The organism is Paracoccus sp. JM45, from assembly GCF_003590715.1.
In the GTDB taxonomy this organism is placed as follows: domain Bacteria; phylum Pseudomonadota; class Alphaproteobacteria; order Rhodobacterales; family Rhodobacteraceae; genus Paracoccus.
Window position 1 is genome coordinate 405,696 of the sequence record NZ_QQVY01000001.1, and the last position, 18,696, is coordinate 424,391.

The window sequence follows — 18,696 nt, forward strand, 5'->3', positions numbered from 1 at the left end:
GTTGGTTATTATTGGCGGCATCCTGCGCCTGCTGGCTGACCTGCGGCGATACGTCGTCAGTGGCGGGGTCTGCAACCTGTTGCGCGCCTGCATAACCAAGGCCCACGGCAAGGGACAAAGCCGATGCGGTCATCAGATGGCGCGGAAATAGCGATTTCATGCTGAACGTCCTCGTGGTTTCGAATGCAGCAGGGCAGCGCGTAACCGCGAAGCTGCGACTGGAGTTGAACGCAAACTGGTGACAGGTTGCAAATAAACCACGCTCTCGCTTTGTGAACTGATCGTGACTTTTGTTACAAAACGGGCGGAGGTTGCCCCCCGCCCGTGATGTCCTGCCCTAGTTGGCGGGGGCCGGTTCCTGCGTTGTTGCCTCAGGTTCCGGCGCTGTTTCGGTTTCTGCGGGTTGATCCGCGATCGGCGCTTCGGGTGCAACGATTTCCGATTGCGTCTGTGGTGGGGTCGCAAGGCTTTCGGGAACCGGCGTAAGACGCACGCCTGCCGCTTCGCCCAAACGGTTGCCTTCACGGTCGGTCACTTCGGGGGTGACCAGATCCTCTTCCTCGGCTTCGGCCTCAGGATTGGGGGCCGACACGTTTTCGGCCGAATTGCCCTTTGGAACCGGCGTCGAGGCGGGGTTGGCACGGCTGCCACCATCATCCGACAGATAGGTGAAGAATTCACTGTCCGGCTGGATCACCATAGAGCTGTTTTCACCACCAAGCGCACGCTGATAGGATGTCAGCGAACGGGTAAAGGCAAAGAATTCCGGATCGCGGCCATAGGCATCGGCATAGATGGCGTTGCGCTGTGCATCAGCCTCACCACGCGCGATTTCGGCACGACGGCTGGCTTCGGACGTCAGCTCGACCACGGTCCGGTCTGCGGCAGCACGAACACGCTGCGCTGCTTCACCACCACGGGCAATTTCATCTGCGGCTTCACGCTGACGTTCGGCACGCATCCGGCCATAGGTGGCATTCAGGTTCTGTTCCGGCAAATCGGTGCGGGTCAAGCGGACGTCGATAATTTCGACCCCCAAACCGCCCGAATTGTCGCGCGCCTCGTCGCGGATCTGGTTCATCAGCGTCGTGCGGTCATCCGACAGCACCGTCGTCGACGGCACGGTACCCAGAACGCCACGGATCGCATCGACGACAATCGGCTGCAAACGCTGCTGTGCGGCCTGCACACCGGCGGCACCTACGGCCTGACGGAAGCGGACCGGATCAGTGATGCGCCAGCGAGCAAAGGCATCGACCACCAGACGACGGTCATCTAAAGGCGTGACTTCCAACGGGCTGGTCGGCAGGCCAAGGATACGGCCGTCATATTTCACGACATTGTCGATGAATGGCAATTTGAACCCCAGACCGGGGCTTTCCTGCACATCGACCACTCGGCCAAGGCGAAGAACCAGCGCCTTTTCGCGTTCATCCACGATGAACAGCGACGATGCTGCCAGAACAGCCACGACCACCAATGCGGGAATGGCCAATACGGACAGGGTCTTGGTACGAGGTGTCATCAGTTCGTCCCTCCGCTGTTATTGTTACGCAACTGGTCCAGCGGCAGATATGGCACCACGCCCGAACCTTCGTTCAGACCTTCGCCAAGGATGATCTTGTTCACGCCACCCAAGACTTCTTCCATCGTTTCCAGATACATCCGGCGACGGGTCACTTCGGGGGCATTCACATATTCTTCGTAGATCGAATTGAAACGTGCAGCCTCACCCGCAGCTGTGTTAACAGCCTGCGCGCGGTAACCTTCGGCCTGTTCCAGCGTCTGCGCCGCGTCACCACGGGCTTGGGCCAGAACGCGGTTGGCATAGGCGTCGGCTTCTTTTTCCAGACGGTCGCGTTCCTGCTGGGCTGCCTGAACCTCGCGGAAGGCGTCGATGACTTCCTCGGGGGGGTCGGCGCGGTCAAGGTTGACACGGATGACATTGATGCCCGACTGGTATTCGTCCAGCGTCGATTGCACAGCTTCGCGCAGATCTGTCGCGATGGAACCACGGTCGCGGTTCAGAATCGGTGCCAGTTCGCTGCGGGCGATAATATCGCGCATGGCGGATTCAGCCACGGCGCGGATGGTGTCCGATGGATCTGCAAGGTTGAACAGATACATCTCGGGGTCGCGGATGTTCCAGACGACCTGATATTCCATATCCACGATGTTCTGGTCACGGGTCAGCATCAGGCCCGTGTCCGTCGGTCCGGCACGACCGGTGCCGATTTCCGTGGTGCGTTCGTTGGTGACCGGCACAACCTCGGCGGTGACAAATGGCCATGGGGCAAAGTTTAGACCCTCGGTGCCGACGGCAACGGAACGACCAAACAGGAATTCGACGCTTTGTTCGTTGGTCTGCACGCGGTAAAAGCTGGAGAACGCCCAAAGCGCCACCACAGCCAGACCGGCAATCGCCACGGTCGAACGGTTCATATTGAAACTCGGGCCGGAAGGGCCGCGACCGTTACCACCGGTGCCACCGCCATTGTTGCGGCCACCGATCAGCACGCGCAGGCGTTCCTGACCTTTTTTCATCAACTCGTCGATCTCGGGACGTTGGGGATCACCGCCCTGACCTGGACGGCGCGATCCGTTCGGTGGCTGTTTGTCGCCCCATGGACGATCCGAGGGCCGCTTGTCGCGATCCCCGTCATCTCCGCCGCCGTTTCCTCCGCCGCCTCCGCCCCAGGGGCCCTGATTAGCCATCCGATCGACCTTCTTTCGTTTTAATTTCCGTAAGTTAAAAACTGGGGTTCAGGCGGGAAATGTCAACCCCGCCAGCCCTCTGCCACTGCGGCAGAGGGCCGCGCCCCCGACGGGAATATCAGCCCGGCACACCGTCATGTTTGCGTGACGGATTGCGCATGGTGACCAGTTCTTCGGCTGCGGTGGGATGGACAGCGATGGTGGCGTCGAATTGCGACTTGGTCGCACCCATACCGATGGGAATGGCCGCCAGCTGGATCATCTCACCCGCCTCGGGGCCGAAGATATGGCAGCCCAGAACCTTGTCGGTTTCCGGATCCACCAGCAATTTCATCATCATACGGGCATCGCTGCCTGCAAACATGGACCGCATGGGCCGGAACACCGTCGAATAGACATCGACGGGGCCGCGCAGGACAGCCTCTTCCTCGGTCAGGCCGACGCTGGCCAGTTCATGCGGGCGCAGATAGACCGCGCTTGCGACAATGCTGTGATCGACGGTGCGCGGCGCGTTGCCAAAGACCGTATCGGCAAAGGCATGACCTTCGCGGATGGCCACCGGCGTCAGGTTGACGCGGTTGGTCACATCCCCCACGGCATAGACCGAAGGCACGCTGGTCTGCGACCATTCGTCCACAATAATTGTGCCATTAGGCTTGGTTTTCACCTCGGTATTTTCCAGCCCCAGACCCCAGCTGTAAGGATCGCGGCCTGTGGCAAACATCACGATGTCAAAACGCTCGGTCGTGTCATTGTCGAACGACACCATGACGCCGTCGCCATCCTTGTCCAACCGCGTGGGTGTCATGCCTAAACGCAGATCGACGCCGACATGGCTTAGCTGCAAGGTCGCCAGATCGCGGCCTTCGCGGTCAAAACCGCGCAGCACCGCATCGCCGCGATAGGCCTGCACGGTTTCAATGCCCAGACCCGCCATGATGGTCGCGAATTCGCAGGCGATGAAGCCCCCGCCAACCAGCAAGGCACGCTTGGGCAGCTTGTCCAGCAGGAACAGATCGTCCGAGATCATGGCAAGATCTTCGCCCGGAATGCCGATCTTGGCGGGACGCCCGCCGGTGGCAATCAGGATATGCTTGGCGGTCTTGCGGGTGCCATCGGCCAGTTCGACCGTGTGATGATCGGCCAGTTTGGCGTGCTGGTCATGAACCTCGACCCCGGCGCGTTCCAGACCGGCACGATAAATCAGTTCCAGACGCGTCAGTTCGGCATCCAGCTTTTCGCGGAAAATTTCCCAGCTGAAATCGCCGGTGGTGGCGTCTGGCCAGCCATAGCCCTGCATTTCGGCATTCATCAAACCGGCCTGCGACGCGAAGATCATCAGTTTTTTAGGAACACAGCCCCGGATCACACAAGTGCCGCCAAGACGGCTTTCCTCGGCAAGACCGACTTTGGCGCCATGGTCCCCAGCCGCGATACGGGCCGCACGAACGCCCCCCGAACCGCCACCGATGACGAACAGATCATAGTCGAAATTCACGCGCTCATTCTCCTTCATGGGCCAGCATATCGGCGTCGATATCGGCATCGCGGGCCAGTTCCACAACGCTTCCGTCGCTGCGGCCTATAATCGCAAGGTCGCACATGCCAAGGAACAATCCGTGTTCGACGACACCCGGAATGGACGACAAGGCGCGTGCCAATGCGGCAGGGTCTGGGATATCCTGCATGTGCAGGTCCAGAATATAGTTCCCTTCATCTGTGATCAGGGGATCGCTGCCTTTCAAGCGCTGCAGGATGTCGCGCCCGCCAAGGTCCAGATGGTCCAGCGCGCGCCGGATCAACGTGCGGGTGGTTTCAAAACCGAAGGCCAGAACCTCGACCGGCAAGGGGAAAGCCCCAAGCGTTTCGACCACTTTGCCCGGATCGGCAATGACCACCATGCGGTCGCTTGCCGCTGCCACGACCTTTTCACGCAGATGCGCGGCACCGCCGCCCTTGATCAGATGCAGATCGGGATCAACCTCATCCGCGCCGTCGATGGTCATGTCCAGCCAGCCGATCTGGTCCAGCGTTTCGACCCGAAGGCCCAGTTCGACCGCCAGATCCGCCGTGGCCTTGGACGTCGCGGCACAGCGCAACGACAGCCCTTCGGCCTGAACGCGGGCGGCCAGTTCGCGGACCATGATGCTGGCCGTGGACCCCGTGCCCAGCCCCAGACGCATGCCGTCCTGCACAAGGGCAATGGCCACCTTGGATGCAGCCAGTTTGGCAGGATCGACCTGCAAGGATTGCGACATGACGGTTCCCCTTGGATGATATGGCATTCTTATAGGCCATGCCCGCCCGAAGCGCGAGAGGGCCGTGACCCTTTGACCCTAACCCCGCGACATCCCTTCAGGCAAAATCACAGTAAACCGGCTGCCTTGCCCGCGTGTGCTTTCGATCCGCAGACGCCCCCGATGGCGGTTGATGATATGCTTGACGATCGACAAGCCCAGCCCCGTCCCGCCTTGGGTCCGCGCCCGATGGGTATCGACGCGATAAAAACGTTCGGTCAGGCGCGGCAGATGCTGTTCCTCGATCCCTTCGCCGCTGTCCTGAACGGCCACCGCCCAGCCCGGCCCGCGCAACAGGGGTTCATAGGTCAGGCGGGTGATGCTGACGCGCACCTCGCCGCCGGTGCCGCCATATTTGATCGCATTCTCGATCAGGTTCTGGAACACCTGCGTCAGCTGATCGGGATCGCCGGGCAGACGGATCTTGGTGTCCAACCCTTCGGTCAGGATGCGGACGTCTGCCGCCTCGGCTACGGGCATCATCATCGGCACGACATTACGCACCAAAGCCGCCAGATCCACCTTGCCCGAAGGGCGGCGGCGTTCTTCGGCCTGCACGCGGCTAAGCGACAGCAGATCGCTGATCAGGCGGTTCATCCGACCGGCCTCGCGCTCCATGATGTTCAGAAAGCGGTCGCGGGCGCGGGCGTCGTCGCGGGCCGGTCCGCGCAGGGTGTCGATAAAACCGATCATCGCGGTCAGGGGGGTTTTCAGTTCATGGCTGACGTTGGCCACAAAATCCCGACGCATCTGTTCGGCTTCTTCGGCAACAGACCGGTCGATGACCGCAATGGTCGCCCCGCGCCCCAAGGGGGACGGCAAGGGCGCAACTGTAACTTCGGCGATGATATCACGACCATCTGCCCCGAATTGCGCCCGTAAGGTCACCACGCCGTCAGCGGGCGTCGGCAGGGCCGGATCGGGCACGGGCGCAGGGGATGCATCGGGATTCAACACCCAATCAAGCGCTGAAACAATCGCCGGCTGGCGCAGCACCGTGATAAAAGGCCGCCCCACCGGATCCTGCCCGAACAGGGAAATGGCCGCGGGGTTCACCGCAACCACGCGGGAATTCTGGTCAACCGCCAGCATCGGCACCGGCACGCCGTTCAGAAAACCCGACACGCGCCGCGTCATGTGACGGCCCCAAGGCCCGACCGGAACCGCGCAGCATTGTCGCGATACCGTGCCGCCGAGGCGCGCAGTTCGGCAATTGCTGCATCATCCAGCATTCGCACCACTTTGGCCGGTGCACCCATGACCAAGGCCCCCGCAGGGATCTGCTTGCCCTCGGTCACCAAGGCCCCTGCCCCGATCAAGGCACCTTCGCCGATAAGGGCACCGTTCAGGATGGTCGCCCCCATGCCGATCAGCGCCCCATCCCCGATGGTGCAACCATGAAGGATGGCGCGGTGGCCGATAGTGCAATCGGCCCCGATGGTCAGCGGAAAATCGGGATCGGTATGCAGGCAGCACAGGTCCTGCACATTGCTGCCACGTCCGACGCGGATTTCCGCATTATCCCCGCGCAGCACCGCCCCGAACCAGACCGAGGACTGATCTTCCAGCACCACCCGCCCCATCACCTGCGCGTCAGGGGCGACCCATGCGGTATCGGCAATGTCAGGGGTCACACCCCCTAGGGACCAGATCATGACATATCCTCCTCCATCAGGTTCTTGACGAAAGCGCCCAAGCCCGACTGGCGGTCGCGGCGGATGCGTTCGGCGGTCAGGATAGCACGCAGATGTGCCTCGGTCTGGTCCAGATCGTCATTGACCAGCACATAGTCGTATTCGGCCCAATGGCTGATTTCATCGCGGCTTTTCAACATACGACCGGCGATCACCTCTTCGCTGTCCTGACCGCGGCCGCGCAAACGACGCTCCAGTTCGGGCAAGGACGGCGGCAGCACGAAGATGGACACCACATGCCCCCCAAGCGCCGAGGCGCGGATCTGCTGGCCGCCCTGCCAATCGACGTCGAACAGCGTGTCGCGTCCGTCATGCATTGCCTTTTCGACCGGTGCGCGCGGGCTGCCATAGAAATTGCCAAAAACCTCGGCATGTTCCAGCATTTGTTCCTTGGCGACCAGATCGGCAAATTCCATGCGGCTGGTGAAATAGTAATGCACCCCGTTGATTTCCCCTTCGCGCGGGGCGCGGGTGGTGGCCGATACCGAAAAGCTGAGCGTCGGGTCCCAATCCATCAACCGTCGCGCCAATGTCGACTTGCCAGCCCCCGAGGGCGAGGACAGGATGACCATCAGGCCCGTTCGGTTCATCATTTGCTAAGCCCTTTATTCATGTCAGCACGGTTTTCGATGGGATGCCCCGACAGCGCGGATCGGTCAACCCCACAGAATTCTGCACAGGTTTAGCGCAACTCTGGGCAGTATTCTTAACCATTTGTTCATGAAACAGCTGTGCTCTGACCTTTCTTCGGGGTATTGAGAGACAGGGCAGCGGGCAAAATAGCAAATGCCCGGCAAACTGGTCAGAGGTAATCGGTGCCGTATCGCGACGACACAGTGAAAAAGCCCGCCGGGCAAATCCACCAGATCGGCAACGGTCAGGTTCTGCAGATGCGCGACTATGACGCCTGCAATCCCGACCGGATCATTCGCGAATTACGCGATTATTGGAATGGCCTTCGGTACGGACGTGCAGTGCCTGCGCGAAGCGATGTGGACCCGCGCGGAATTGCACGATCACTGGATTATGCCTTTGTTCTGGAACGTATTGCCCCCGGTGCGGGGCGTCTGCGCCTTGCCGGTCGCCATCTGATCGACCTGATGGGCATGGAGGTGCGGGGCATGCCCGTCTGCGCCTTCCTTAACACCAGCTCACGCGGGCGGTTTTCCGATGTGCTGGAAAGCGTATTCAAGGCCCCGCAGATCGCGCATCTGACGCTGGCAGCAAAACCCGAATATGGCCGCCCGCAACTTGAGGCGCAGATGTTACTGTTGCCGCTGCGATCGGATCTGGGCGATGTGACACGGGCGCTTGGCTGTCTGGTGGCCGCGGGTGAAACCGGCATAGCACCGCGCCGGTTCGATCTGGTCGGGGATGAGGTGATGCCCGTGATCGAAGGCGGGGCGACACTTGCGCCATCGCCATCCATGATCGGATTTGCCGAAAGCAAGGAAAACTTTACCCCCGCGCCGCCAAGGCAGGCATCGGCCCAGACACCCGAACAAAGGCGCGCGGGTTTTAAAATAATCACCCCCAAGACGCCCGACGACGCCTAAGGGGAATTTTCTTAAAGGGTGACGACCTTGACCGCACCGTTATGGGCGGAAAGGGCAATCTCGCCCGAGGCCAGACGCAAGGCATCCTGACCAAAGACCTTGGCACGCCATCCGCTGAGCGCGGACAAATCACGTTCCCCCGTCGCAATCGCATCCAGATCAGCCGAGGATGCGATCAGCTTGGGTGCAACGCCTGCCGCATCGGCCTTGGCTTTCAACAGAACCCGCAACAGATCCGACAGCGCGGCATTGCCCGGCTTTCCCGGTTCGTCGCCTTTGGGCTGGGGAAGGTCCTTCGATTCCAGACCGGCTTTGACCGCTGCAATAATACCGGCCGCAATATCACCCTTGCGGGCCTCGCGCAGCAACAGACGTGACCGGCCCAGATCAGCCTCGGATTGTGGCTTGGTCGAGGCGATCTCGATCATCGCGTCGTCTTTGTAAACACGACTGCGCGGGATATCGCGGGCTTGGGCATAGGCTTCGCGGAACTGCGCCAATTCGCGCAGGATCGCCAGAAAACGCGGTGAATTCGTGCGGGTGCGGACCTTCAGCCAAGCCTCTTCGGGGCGGGTGATATAGGTTTCGGGATTTTCAAGCACCGCCACTTCCTCGGCGACCCAGGCATCACGGCCTGATTTTGCCAGCTCGGCCGACAGATATTCATAGATGACCCGAAGATGCGTCACATCGGCCAGCGCATAGGCGCTTTGGGCATCCGACAAGGGACGCAGCGACCAATCGGTAAACCGCGAGGATTTGTCCAGATTGGCCTTGGCAATCTTGCGCACCAAGGTTTCGTATCCGACCTGTTCGCCAAAGCCGCAAACCATCGCGGCGACCTGCGTGTCAAACAGCGGTGTCGGGAACAGCTGGGCGTCGTGGAAGAAAATCTCCAGATCCTGACGCGCGGCATGGAAGACTTTGACCGTACCGGTATGGCGGAACAGGTCGTAAAGCGGTTCCAGCGACAGCCCCTCGGCCAGCGGATCAACCAGAACGGCATCGCCGCCCGCGGTTTTGGACGTGCCCGCAGGGGGAATGGCCAGCTGGATCAGGCACAGTTTGGACCAATAGGTCCGTTCGCGCAGAAACTCGGTGTCTACGGTGACATAGGGGGCTGATTTCGCAGCCTCGCAGAAGATCGCAAGGTCTTCTGTGCGGGTAATCGTGGGGATGTCGTGGCTCATACGGCTCTTTCACTTCGGGCGGTTCGTCCGCCAATGGCAAAGATTTACGCCCAAGAAAAACAATTGGAAAGCCCCGTTTGTCCCGGCCCGTCAGTCCTGCTTTTTCGGGGGGCCTGTGCGCAACGCTTCGGTCACGCCCGGTTCGCTGGTGGTGCCCGGTGTCATGGGCACGCCGGACCGGAACGCCGCGCGGCCGATCAGATGCGCCGCGACCGGTGCGGTCAGCAGAACGAACAGGAAGGCCGCCATCGCGCGGGCAAAGACCGTCGCTTCATCAAAGGCCAGCCCGACAGCCAGCAGGATCATCCCGACCCCCAGCGTCCCCGCCTTGGTCGAGGCATGCATCCGGTTCAGCAGATCCGGCAAACGCAGAACGCCCAGACCCGCCCCAAGACAAAAGAAGCCGCCGCCAACGGCAAGCGCCGCGATGATCAGATCAAGGATCATTGGCTTTCCTTTTCTTTCTGCAGATCTATGGATTTCAACAGAACCCGCCGTTCCAGATAACGGGCAAGGCAGACGGTCGCCAGAAAGCCGACCAATGCCAGCACCACTGCGACATCCAGAAACGCCGCGCTGTCAGCCTGCAGCGCCGCCAGTCCGCCAAAGGCCACCAGCTGGATGGTCATCAGGTCCAGCGCCACGATCCGGTCGGCCAGTGTCGGCCCTTTGACCAGACGGATGGCCGCCAATGTCACACCAAGGATGACCAGGGCGAAACCGGCCAGAATTGCTTCGTCGTAAAAGCTCATGGTTATCTACTCCGTTGCTTCGCGGACCCAGACCTCGAAACGGTCACGGATCTGCGCGCGGATCGCATCGGGATCATCACCGAACATCGCATGGATATACAATGTTTTGCGATCGTCGGACACATCAAGGGTCAAAGTCCCCGGCGTCAGCGAGATGAAATTGGCCAGCATCGTGATCTGCAGATCGGTGGTGACATTGATCGGCACGGCAATCAGTGCGGGCTTTGAATCCTGCCCCGGCGTAAAGACATCGCTGACCACGGAAAACGAGCTGACGACCAGTTCATAGATGAACATCACAACCAGACGCACCCAGTAATACAACCGGATGAAATACCCCTGTGACGCGGGAAACAACGGCTTGACCAGATACATCGCCGCCAGACCGATGACAAAGCCGGTGATCAGTCCGGTCAGCGTGACCCCACCCGTCAGGGCAACCCATGCAAAGGCCAGAAACATATTGATGGCAAAGAGGTTCACGGCTGCACCCCCAAAACGGTCTGGATATAGACGCTGGGGTCCAGAAGCTGGCCCGCTGCGCGTTCGGCAAATTGCACGAAGGGTTCAGGGAACAGACCGATGATGCAGGTCAGCGCGGCCAGTGCCACGATGGGCAGCATCAGCGCCATGCGGTGACCCATCGGAATATCCGACAGCCGTGGCTTGATCCCATCAGGGTGGTCCGGCCAGAACGCCGCCCCCCAGATTTTCGTCATCGAGAAGATGGTCAGCAGACCAACCGCCAGACCGATGCCGGCCACCACCCACATATCCAGATCCAGCGCCGCTTTTACCACGATGAACTTCGCCCAGAAGCCAGACAGCGGCGGAAAGCCCGCTAGTGAAAACGCCGGGATCAGGAACAGGAAAGCAAGTACCGGCGCATGGGCATAAAGACCGCCGATGCGCGACAGTTCGGTCGATCCAGCGATGCGTTTGGCGACCCCTGCGACAAAGAACAGGTTGGCCTTTACGATGATATGGTGGACCAGATAGAAGACCGCGCCCATCAGTCCAAGCGGCGTATAAAGCGCCAGACCAAGGATCATATAACCGATCTGGCTGATGATATGGAACGACAGGATGCGGCGGAAATCATTCATCGCAGCGGCCCCCAGCACACCGGTGATCATGGTAATCACCGCCAGCCACAGCAAGATCGAATGGGTGAACGCAATATCCTGATCAAAAATCAGCGTGAAGGTCCGCATCAGGGAATAGACCCCGACCTTGGTCAACAGCCCCGCAAAGATCGCCGAAACCGCAACCGGCGGCGTGTGATAGGATGCAGGCAGCCAGAAGAACAGCGGGAACATCGCCGCCTTGACCCCGAAGGCCACCATGAACATCACGGCAATCGCAGTCAGCAGGCCGGTGTTTTCAACCTCGCGCACGGCCAGATGCAGGTCGGCCATATTCAGGGTTCCGGTGATGCCGTAAAGCAGGCCGATGCCGGTCAGGAACATGATTGTCGAAATCAGGTTCAGCGTTACATATTTGATGCCGCCATCCAGCTGTTCGCGCGATCCGCCCAGAACCAGCAAGCCGAAGCTGGCAATCAGCATCACCTCGAACCAGACATAGAGGTTGAACAGATCGCCAGTCAGAAAGGCGCCGCACACACCCACCAGCAGAACCTGCAACAGCGCATGAAAGCCCAGCTGTTCAAGCCGCTTGGGGATTTCGCCAAAGGAATAAACCACAGTGGCAAGACCGGTGATGGCGGTGATGACCACCATGACGCCGCTAAGAAGATCCGCGACCAGCGTGATACCGAACGGGGCATCCCAGTTCGACATCTGGGCGGCAATCACGCCCTGATCCAGCACATCCGACATCAACAAGCAGCTGGCGAACAACAACAGCGTCGTGCCGGCCAGCGATATCCAGCGGCCTGCGGGTGATTTACGGAACAGATAGGATGCGACAGCCGTCATCATCGGGATGACGATGGGATAGACCAGAAGCCAGCTCATTTCTTGGCCTCCTCGGGCTCGGCAATGCGCATTTCATCGCTGTTGACGGTGCCAAGCGACATATAGGTGCGATAGACCAGCGCCAGCGCAAAGGCCAACAGACCAAAGCCGATCACAATGGCGGTCAGCACCAGCGCCTGCGGCAGGGCATTCGCAATCGGGCCATCAGGGGCATAGGCCCCGTCGGCGATCAGCGGCGGCGCACCAACAGTCAGACGGCCGGCGGCAAAAATGACAAGGTTCACGGCATTCGACAGCAGGACCAGTCCGAACAGAAAACGCAGGACATTGCGATCCAGCATCATATAGACCGAGGTCGCGACAAGAATGCCGATGGTAACTGCAAGCAGCAACTCCACGCTTAGATCTCCTGTTCCAAGGCAAAGACCAGCGTCAGGATTCCGCCGAAAACAGCCATATAGACGCCAATATCAAAGAACAGCACCGATGAGATGGGGATGCCCTCGTTGCCTTCGCTGGCAAACAGAAAAAACCATTGGCCGGTAAAGAAAGGCTGGCCCGCCAGACCTGCGGACAGCCCCGCAAGCCCCGCAACCCCCACACCCAGCATCGCCATATTCGCCGGATCGACGCGCAGGGCCCGCTGTGCCTCATCTACAGATGCAGCAATGGTATAGAGGATAAACGCAGTTGCCCCGATCAGCCCGCCGATAAAGCCGCCCCCCGGAAGGTTGTGACCGCGCAGCAGGGCATAGACCGAAAAGACCAGAAGCAAAGCGACCAGAAGACGCGTGGTTGTTGTCAGGATCAGTGACTGCATCGCTCAGGTCTCCTTCTCGTCGGGGGTGGATTTCTTGATCCCGCGCAGCAGGGCATAAGCGGCGATGGCCGCCATAGTGACAACGGTGATTTCTCCGAATGTATCCAATGCGCGGAAGTCAACCAGAATGACGTTCACGATATTGCGGCCATGTGCGTCGGGATAGGAGGATTTTTCGAAGAACTCGGTCAGGCGCGGATCGAAATCACTGCCCAACACCGACAGCATCAGGAAAGTTATCACAGCCCCGACACCGCCCGCGATAACCGCATGACCGGCGCGGAACGTTTTTGTGGATCGGCGCGGCAGATACGGCAGACGCAGCATGACAAGGCTGACCAGCACAACAACCAACACTTCGACCAGCAGCTGGGTAATGGCAACATCGGGGGCGCTGAAGGTGATGAAAATCAGCGAAACGCCGATGCCGACCACGCCCATGCCCGCCACCGCCGTCATCCGGCTGTGGGTCCATGTCACAAGGATCGCGCCGACAATGATCAGCGCCAGCACTGTCCATTGCACCGGATGTACCTCGGCGGCGGACAGGCCGATGGCCCCGTCAAACGCCCCCTTGAACAGATAGGTGCCGCCGACCAGCACAATAAAGGTGGCAAAAATCACCGCCATATAGCGCTGAAGACTGCCGTTCTGGATCAGTGCCGTCTGCCATGCGGCAAAAGCCTTGAAGCCATCCAGAAGGCGGTCCCAACCGGCATCGAAATCGACAGGATTGCTTGCCTCGAACCGTGCAAGGAAACCGCGCAGTTTCTGGTGGCACAGATACAGCAGCCAACCCGCTGCAAAGGTTGCCAGCGACAGATAGAGCGCCGCGTTAAAGCCGCCCCACAGATGCAGGTGCAGATCCTCGTGCGGGCCATAAACGGCGCGGGCGGCGGGCCCGACGATATATTCGCCCAGCAGATCCGGCAGCAGACCGAAGGTCAGCGACAGCGCCCCCAGAACCAGCGGTCCGGCCAGCATCTGCCATGGCCCCTCATGCGCTTTATGCGGAGTCTGTCCCATTTTTCCGGTGAAGGGTTTCCACGCGACGATGCCGCCCGCGACAAACATCAGCGCCGAGGCGGCAAAGGTCATCGCAATGACCCAATACATCGCCCCGCCTTCCAGCCCCAGACCCGCTTTATACATGTATTCCTTGCCAACAAAGCCGACCAGCGGCGGAATGCCCGCCATGCTTAGCGCGGCTAAGGCGGCAGCAATCGCCGTCAAAGGCATCGCCCTGCCCAGCCCGCTGAGGGTATTGGCATCACGTGTTCCGGTCGAATGGTCGACAATGCCGATCATCAGGAACAGCGCAGCCTTATAGAGCGAATGGACGACCAGAAACAGCATCGCGGCGGAAATGGCATAATGCGTGCCCGCGCCGATCAGCATGGTCAGCGTGCCCAGCGCCATCAGGGTGGTATAGGCCAGCACCTGCTTGATGTCGGTCTGACGGATGGCCATGACCGATGCAAACACCGCCGTCACGCCGCCAAAGATTGTCAGCACCCAGAACCAGACAGGCGTATCGCCCAGCACAGGGTTCATGCGCGCCATCAAAAAAATGCCCGCCTTGACCATCGTTGCGCTGTGCAGATAGGCCGAAACCGGCGTCGGGGCGGCCATGGCATTGGGCAGCCAGAAGTGGAACGGCACTTGCGCCGATTTGGTGAAGGCCCCCGCAAGGAACATCAGCAGGATCGCCAGATACATCGGATGGTTCCGGATCAGATCGCCTTGGGCAACAATTCCGGACACCTCATAGGTTCCCGCGACATTCCCCAGAACGATGATCCCCGCCAACAGGGTCAGACCGCCCGCGCCTGTCACCAGCAACGCCTGCAACGCCGAACGACGCGACACCGCTTTATCGGCGTTGAACCCGATCAGCAGATAGGAAGAAATTGTCGTCACTTCCCAAAAAACAAAGATCGACAGCAGGTTATCGGACAGCACCAGCCCCAGCATCCCGACCATAAAGGCCAGCAGATAGCAGACAAAGCGCGGATAATGCGGATGATCGCCCAGATAGCGCGACGAATACAACGTCACCGCCGTACCGATACCGGTGATCAGCAGCGCGAATGTCATGCTAAGCCCGTCCAGCAACACCGAAAGCCGGATCCCCAGTGAGGGAACCCAGTCCATGCCGCGCAGGATCGGCACCTCGGCCACTTCGGGAAGCAGCCCCATGAAATAAACGAATAGCACCGCCGGAAACACAATCGAAATCCAGCCAGCCGGCCCGCCCATGAAGCGGGGTACCTTGGTATAGTCTTCAGCCATGTCTCGAACCTCTGTCGCGGCATGCAGGTTGCAGGTGGGTCTAGCACCCTTTTCTGGTGGGAAACAGTCGCATGCGGAACGGAATCGAACCAATCGAGACGAAAAACAATCCCAACCTTTCGACGGGCAGCGACCATCTGCGACACCCGACCGCACCTAAGACTTGTCGTAGGGGCAGACATGGTTTCACTATGGCGCGCAATCGGGACGGCCTGCCGTCCGTGATTCGAAAGATATAAAAAGGACATCCCATGCAGCACGCCAAGGCGCTTATCGACAACCGTAACCCTGCAGTGCAGATCGGTCTGACGCTGGCCGCCGCGGCGCTGATCACATTGGGTGCAAAAATCCAGGTGCCGTTCTGGCCCGTGCCGATGACCCTGCAAACACTCGCCACGCTGTTGATTGCCGCAGCCTTGGGACCGCGTCTGGGTCTGGCCGCCATGGGCGCCTATGTCGCTGCGGGCATGGCCGGGCTGCCGGTCTTTGCAGGATCGCCTGCACGCGGCATGGGTCTTGCCTATCTTGCCGGTCCGACCACCGGCTTTCTGATCGGTATGGCGCTGGCGATGGTTGTGACGGGTGTTCTGGCGCGCGCGCAGGGTTGGGCCATGACAGCCGTGGCACTGGTGGCCGGTACCGTCGCAATCTATGTCCCCGGCCTGATGTGGCTGTCGGCTTTTGTGCCTGCGGACCAGTTGCTGACTGTGGGCGTGGCCCCCTTCATTCTGGGTGATATGGTCAAGATCGTCCTGGGCACTATGCTGCTGCAGGCAGCCCAGCGCTTGCGCGGCTGACAGCTTTGGCATCATAACGCTGTGAACGGAGCCCTTTGTGGCCCCGTTTTGCATATGGACCCCACGTCACCTTTTGCCAAAGCAGCTTTCATAGCCATTGCATTCTCTGCAAACTCGGCTTTGCCGTGACCAAGGAAAGACCTGCCCCATGTCCGAACCCGATGCCCTGCATCTTGATATCATCAGACGTGTTGAAGACAGCTTAAAGGCCCAAGGCCTGATGCGGCATCTGGGCGTCGAGATCGCCTGCATCCGCCCCGGAGAGGTCACATTGCGCCTGCCCTTCCGCCCCGAACTGACCCAGCACCATGGCTTCTTCCATGCAGGCGCGACATCCGCACTGGCCGATACCGCAGGTGGCTTTGCGGGCTTTACCCTGTTTCCGGAAGGCAGCACGGTTCTGACTACGGAATTCAAGATGAACCTGCTGGCCCCCGCAAACGGCGACCATCTGGAAGCGGTCGGGCGGGTCATCAAACACGGACGCACGCTGACCATCTGCCAGCTGGATGTCTTCGGCATCGACGGTGACAGCCGCACCCATGTTGCGACAGGCCTGCAAACGCTAATCTGCATGCAGGGCGATTGATCCGCTTTGCCCCTCCCTCGTGACACCACCCCGCACATGGCGTAGATAGCGGCAAAATTGTTGTGAACCGCAAAGGGTGGATTGATGGCACAAGCAAATATCGGGTTGATCGGACTGGGAACCATGGGTGCCGCGCTAGCGATGAATATCGCTGAAAAGGGCTTTCCCATCGCAGTCTGGAACCGCACCACCGAGGTGACCCATAAATTCCACGCGGATGCCGGCGATCTGGCCGACAGCGTGATCCCGACCGAAACGCTGGCCGATTTCGTCGCCGCCATTACTCCGCCCCGTGCGATCATCCTGATGGTTCCGGCAGGCCCCGCCGTCGATGCCCAGCTAGAGGCGCTGACCCCGCTGCTGGGCGCTGATGATCTGGTTATCGACGCAGGCAACGCCGATTTCCACGACACCAACCGCCGCAACGACGCGGGCCTGCCGTTCCACTTCCTTGGAATGGGTGTCTCGGGTGGTGAAGAAGGCGCGCGTCACGGTCCGGCCATCATGGGCGGCGGCGATGCGGCCGATTGGGACCGCGTGTCGAACGTGATGAACGCGATTTCCGCCAAGGCGGATGATGGCGAACCCTGCGCGGCCCGTATGGGTGACGCAGGCGCGGGCCATTTTGTCAAAATGGTCCATAACGGCATCGAATATGCCGATATGCAGATGATCGCCGAGGTATACGGCCTGATGCGCGATGGCATGGGCATGGACGCGGGCGCTATCTCGGACGTCTTCAGCGGCTGGAACGAAGGCGTTCTGTCGTCCTATCTGATCGAGATTTCGGCCAAGGTCACCGCTGCTACCGACAAGCACACCGGCAAAGCGATGCCCGACGTCATTCTGGACCGCGCAGGCCAGAAGGGCACAGGCCGTTGGACCGCGATCGAGGCGCAGCACCTGTCCGCCCCCATCCCCGTGATCGAGGCTGCTGTGATGGCGCGCAACGTCTCGGCCCGTCTGGACGAACGCAAGGCAGGCGAGGCCCGCTTTGGCGCCGCCCCCCAGCCCTGCGACATGGACGCATCGGCACTGGAACAGGCACTGATCGCGGGCAAGATCCTGTGCTATGCGCAGGGCTTCACGATGATCTCGGGGGCATCCGACCGCTTCGGCTGGACGCTGAACCTGCCGGAAATTGCCAAGGTCTGGCGCGCGGGCTGCATCATCCGGTCCTCGATGCTGAACGATATGGCCGATGCACTTGGCGAAGACCCCGACCGCAACCTGATCATGGCACCCTTCTTTGCCGATCTGATCGAAAAGGGCCTGCCCGGATTGCGTCAGGTCGTGTCGCAAGGCATCGCCGCCGGTCACGCTCTGCCTGCGCTGGCCTCGGGCCTGATGTGGTTCGATATGATGCGCACATCGCGCGGCACGGCGAACATGCTGCAGGCACAGCGCGACTTCTTCGGCGCACATGGCTTTGAACGCCTTGACGGCATTCAGGATGCACATGGCCCTTGGGGCAGCAAAGCCTGAACCAATGGATTAGGGATCAGCCGCGCGGGCGGCTGATCTCTCCCAATGTCAGCACGGGGGATGCGTCCATTTCTTGTGCATTCAGCATGGCGGCCACGCGTTCCAGCGATGCCACCAGCATCGATTGTTCCCAATCCTGCAAAGACTGGAAGCCTTTGACAAAATGCTGTTGCAGCGCGTCGGGGGCATTCCGCATCGCCTCGGCCCCTGCCTCGGTCAGGATGACGTGCAACTGGCGACGGTCCGTGACTGAACGTTCGCGCTGTGTCAGGCCCAGCTTGTTCAGCTGATCGACCAAGGCTGTTACAGTGGCCTGACTGACACCCATCCGGCCCGCCAGCAATGTCGGTGAGGCGCGTCGATCCTCTCGCCCCCCTAAAATCTGCAAGACGCGCAGCTTGGCCGGCGTCAGTCCGGCGGCCTGCGCCAGATCACGTTCATATTGTTCCGTCGCCCGAAGAATACGCCGGAGCGCGATCAGGGCGTCATCTGTGCGGGGGTATGGGGCGATTTGAGTCATGTTTCATCATGCCATTGACAGGGTCGGCAGATCAATGCCGGAAGGTTCG

Annotated in this window: 20 protein-coding genes; 4 read left to right on the forward strand and 16 right to left on the reverse strand. The window is 60.4% G+C overall.

Translation table 11 applies throughout. From position 1 onward, the window contains the following. Positions 1-337 precede the first annotated feature (337 nt). The 7 genes from hflC to gmk all read right to left on the reverse strand — a co-directional run bounded on the left by hflC (position 338) and on the right by gmk (position 7,296). Positions 338-1,525 (reverse strand): protease modulator HflC, encoded by a 1,188-nt coding sequence (hflC, locus tag DWB67_RS02055; protein ID WP_119805831.1) that lies wholly within the window; start codon positions 1,523-1,525, stop codon positions 338-340. After that, positions 1,525-2,715, reverse strand: a complete 1,191-nt coding sequence (gene hflK, locus DWB67_RS02060) for an FtsH protease activity modulator HflK (RefSeq protein WP_119805832.1) — start codon at positions 2,713-2,715, stop codon at positions 1,525-1,527. Before hflK ends, hflC begins: the two co-directional genes overlap by 1 nt. 118 nt (positions 2,716-2,833) lie before the next feature. Then, entirely contained in the window at positions 2,834-4,213 is a 1,380-nt protein-coding gene (gene gorA, locus DWB67_RS02065; protein WP_119805833.1) for a glutathione-disulfide reductase, read from the reverse strand. 4 nt (positions 4,214-4,217) lie between these two features. After that, positions 4,218-4,973, reverse strand: coding sequence for a ribose-5-phosphate isomerase RpiA (gene rpiA, locus DWB67_RS02070; protein ID WP_119805834.1), 756 nt, complete (start codon positions 4,971-4,973; stop codon positions 4,218-4,220). 78 nt (positions 4,974-5,051) lie between these two features. Further along, positions 5,052-6,149 carry a cell wall metabolism sensor histidine kinase WalK gene (locus DWB67_RS02075; protein ID WP_119805835.1) on the reverse strand — a complete coding sequence of 366 codons (1,098 nt, stop codon included), beginning with the start codon at positions 6,147-6,149 and terminating at the stop codon, positions 5,052-5,054. Further along, positions 6,146-6,667 (reverse strand): gamma carbonic anhydrase family protein, encoded by a 522-nt coding sequence (locus DWB67_RS02080; RefSeq protein WP_119805836.1) that lies wholly within the window; start codon positions 6,665-6,667, stop codon positions 6,146-6,148. Before DWB67_RS02080 ends, DWB67_RS02075 begins: the two co-directional genes overlap by 4 nt. Beyond that, a complete protein-coding gene (gmk, locus tag DWB67_RS02085) occupies positions 6,664-7,296 on the reverse strand; it encodes a guanylate kinase (RefSeq protein ID WP_119806156.1) in 633 nt (210 codons plus the stop codon). Before gmk ends, DWB67_RS02080 begins: the two co-directional genes overlap by 4 nt. 246 nt (positions 7,297-7,542) lie before the next feature. On the opposite strand from gmk, the gene DWB67_RS02090 reads away from it, so the two are divergent. Beyond that, the gene (locus DWB67_RS02090) at positions 7,543-8,262 is read left to right on the forward strand and encodes a PAS domain-containing protein (RefSeq protein ID WP_255418508.1); all 720 of its coding nucleotides are present in this window, start codon (positions 7,543-7,545) and stop codon (positions 8,260-8,262) included. Between the two features lie 11 nt (positions 8,263-8,273). Here the strand turns inward: DWB67_RS02090 and rnd are convergent, their stop codons facing one another. The 8 genes from rnd to DWB67_RS02130 form a co-directional block, all read right to left on the reverse strand. Further along, positions 8,274-9,440 carry a ribonuclease D gene (gene rnd, locus DWB67_RS02095; RefSeq protein ID WP_119806158.1) on the reverse strand — a complete coding sequence of 389 codons (1,167 nt, stop codon included), beginning with the start codon at positions 9,438-9,440 and terminating at the stop codon, positions 8,274-8,276. A 102-nt stretch (positions 9,441-9,542) separates the two neighbouring features. Next, the gene (gene mnhG, locus DWB67_RS02100; RefSeq protein WP_119805837.1) at positions 9,543-9,899 is read right to left on the reverse strand and encodes a monovalent cation/H(+) antiporter subunit G; all 357 of its coding nucleotides are present in this window, start codon (positions 9,897-9,899) and stop codon (positions 9,543-9,545) included. Continuing rightward, the gene (locus DWB67_RS02105; protein ID WP_119805838.1) at positions 9,896-10,204 is read right to left on the reverse strand and encodes a monovalent cation/H+ antiporter complex subunit F; all 309 of its coding nucleotides are present in this window, start codon (positions 10,202-10,204) and stop codon (positions 9,896-9,898) included. Before DWB67_RS02105 ends, mnhG begins: the two co-directional genes overlap by 4 nt. Positions 10,205-10,210: 6 nt before the next feature. Continuing rightward, positions 10,211-10,687: a Na+/H+ antiporter subunit E gene (locus tag DWB67_RS02110; RefSeq protein ID WP_119805839.1), complete on the reverse strand. Its 477-nt coding sequence runs from the start codon at positions 10,685-10,687 to the stop codon at positions 10,211-10,213. After that, complete coding sequence (locus DWB67_RS02115) at positions 10,684-12,183, reverse strand: Na+/H+ antiporter subunit D (RefSeq protein ID WP_119805840.1); 1,500 nt, start codon at positions 12,181-12,183, stop codon at positions 10,684-10,686. The genes DWB67_RS02110 and DWB67_RS02115 overlap by 4 nt, the downstream gene beginning before the upstream one ends. Then, positions 12,180-12,542, reverse strand: a complete 363-nt coding sequence (locus tag DWB67_RS02120; RefSeq protein WP_119805841.1) for a Na+/H+ antiporter subunit C — start codon at positions 12,540-12,542, stop codon at positions 12,180-12,182. Before DWB67_RS02120 ends, DWB67_RS02115 begins: the two co-directional genes overlap by 4 nt. Before the next feature lie 2 nt (positions 12,543-12,544). Beyond that, a complete protein-coding gene (locus DWB67_RS02125) occupies positions 12,545-12,964 on the reverse strand; it encodes an MnhB domain-containing protein (protein ID WP_119805842.1) in 420 nt (139 codons plus the stop codon). 3 nt (positions 12,965-12,967) lie between these two features. Continuing rightward, positions 12,968-15,256, reverse strand: a complete 2,289-nt coding sequence (locus DWB67_RS02130) for a putative monovalent cation/H+ antiporter subunit A (protein WP_119805843.1) — start codon at positions 15,254-15,256, stop codon at positions 12,968-12,970. Between the two features lie 251 nt (positions 15,257-15,507). Between DWB67_RS02130 and DWB67_RS02135 the strand changes: the two genes are divergently transcribed. From DWB67_RS02135 to gndA, 3 genes are all read left to right on the forward strand, one after another. After that, positions 15,508-16,053 (forward strand): biotin transporter BioY, encoded by a 546-nt coding sequence (locus DWB67_RS02135; RefSeq protein WP_119805844.1) that lies wholly within the window; start codon positions 15,508-15,510, stop codon positions 16,051-16,053. Between the two features lie 148 nt (positions 16,054-16,201). Beyond that, complete coding sequence (locus DWB67_RS02140; RefSeq protein WP_255418509.1) at positions 16,202-16,642, forward strand: PaaI family thioesterase; 441 nt, start codon at positions 16,202-16,204, stop codon at positions 16,640-16,642. Between the two features lie 84 nt (positions 16,643-16,726). Next, positions 16,727-18,127, forward strand: coding sequence for an NADP-dependent phosphogluconate dehydrogenase (gene gndA / locus DWB67_RS02145; protein ID WP_119805845.1), 1,401 nt, complete (start codon positions 16,727-16,729; stop codon positions 18,125-18,127). Positions 18,128-18,143: 16 nt separating this feature from the next. Here the strand turns inward: gndA and DWB67_RS02150 are convergent, their stop codons facing one another. Next, the gene (locus DWB67_RS02150; protein WP_119805846.1) at positions 18,144-18,647 is read right to left on the reverse strand and encodes a MarR family winged helix-turn-helix transcriptional regulator; all 504 of its coding nucleotides are present in this window, start codon (positions 18,645-18,647) and stop codon (positions 18,144-18,146) included. Positions 18,648-18,696 lie beyond the last annotated feature (49 nt).

Excerpts from the sequence above, each read along its gene's own strand:
- mnhG (WP_119805837.1), bottom strand. The coding sequence starts at position 9,899 with ATGATCCTTGATCTGATCATCGCGGCGCTTGCCGTTGGCGGCGGCTTC.
- DWB67_RS02125 (WP_119805842.1), bottom strand. The coding sequence starts at position 12,964 with ATGCAGTCACTGATCCTGACAACAACCACGCGTCTTCTGGTCGCTTTG.
- rpiA (WP_119805834.1), bottom strand. The coding sequence starts at position 4,973 with ATGTCGCAATCCTTGCAGGTCGATCCTGCCAAACTGGCTGCATCCAAG.
- DWB67_RS02140 (WP_255418509.1), top strand. The coding sequence starts at position 16,202 with ATGTCCGAACCCGATGCCCTGCATCTTGATATCATCAGACGTGTTGAA.
- hflK (WP_119805832.1), bottom strand. The coding sequence starts at position 2,715 with ATGGCTAATCAGGGCCCCTGGGGCGGAGGCGGCGGAGGAAACGGCGGC.
- DWB67_RS02075 (WP_119805835.1), bottom strand. The coding sequence starts at position 6,149 with ATGACGCGGCGCGTGTCGGGTTTTCTGAACGGCGTGCCGGTGCCGATG.
- DWB67_RS02130 (WP_119805843.1), bottom strand. The coding sequence starts at position 15,256 with ATGGCTGAAGACTATACCAAGGTACCCCGCTTCATGGGCGGGCCGGCT.
- DWB67_RS02135 (WP_119805844.1), top strand. The coding sequence starts at position 15,508 with ATGCAGCACGCCAAGGCGCTTATCGACAACCGTAACCCTGCAGTGCAG.
- gndA (WP_119805845.1), top strand. The coding sequence starts at position 16,727 with ATGGCACAAGCAAATATCGGGTTGATCGGACTGGGAACCATGGGTGCC.
- DWB67_RS02115 (WP_119805840.1), bottom strand. The coding sequence starts at position 12,183 with ATGAGCTGGCTTCTGGTCTATCCCATCGTCATCCCGATGATGACGGCT.
- gmk (WP_119806156.1), bottom strand. The coding sequence starts at position 7,296 with ATGAACCGAACGGGCCTGATGGTCATCCTGTCCTCGCCCTCGGGGGCT.
- hflC (WP_119805831.1), bottom strand. The coding sequence starts at position 1,525 with ATGACACCTCGTACCAAGACCCTGTCCGTATTGGCCATTCCCGCATTG.
- DWB67_RS02150 (WP_119805846.1), bottom strand. The coding sequence starts at position 18,647 with ATGACTCAAATCGCCCCATACCCCCGCACAGATGACGCCCTGATCGCG.
- DWB67_RS02105 (WP_119805838.1), bottom strand. The coding sequence starts at position 10,204 with ATGAGCTTTTACGACGAAGCAATTCTGGCCGGTTTCGCCCTGGTCATC.
- DWB67_RS02080 (WP_119805836.1), bottom strand. The coding sequence starts at position 6,667 with ATGATCTGGTCCCTAGGGGGTGTGACCCCTGACATTGCCGATACCGCA.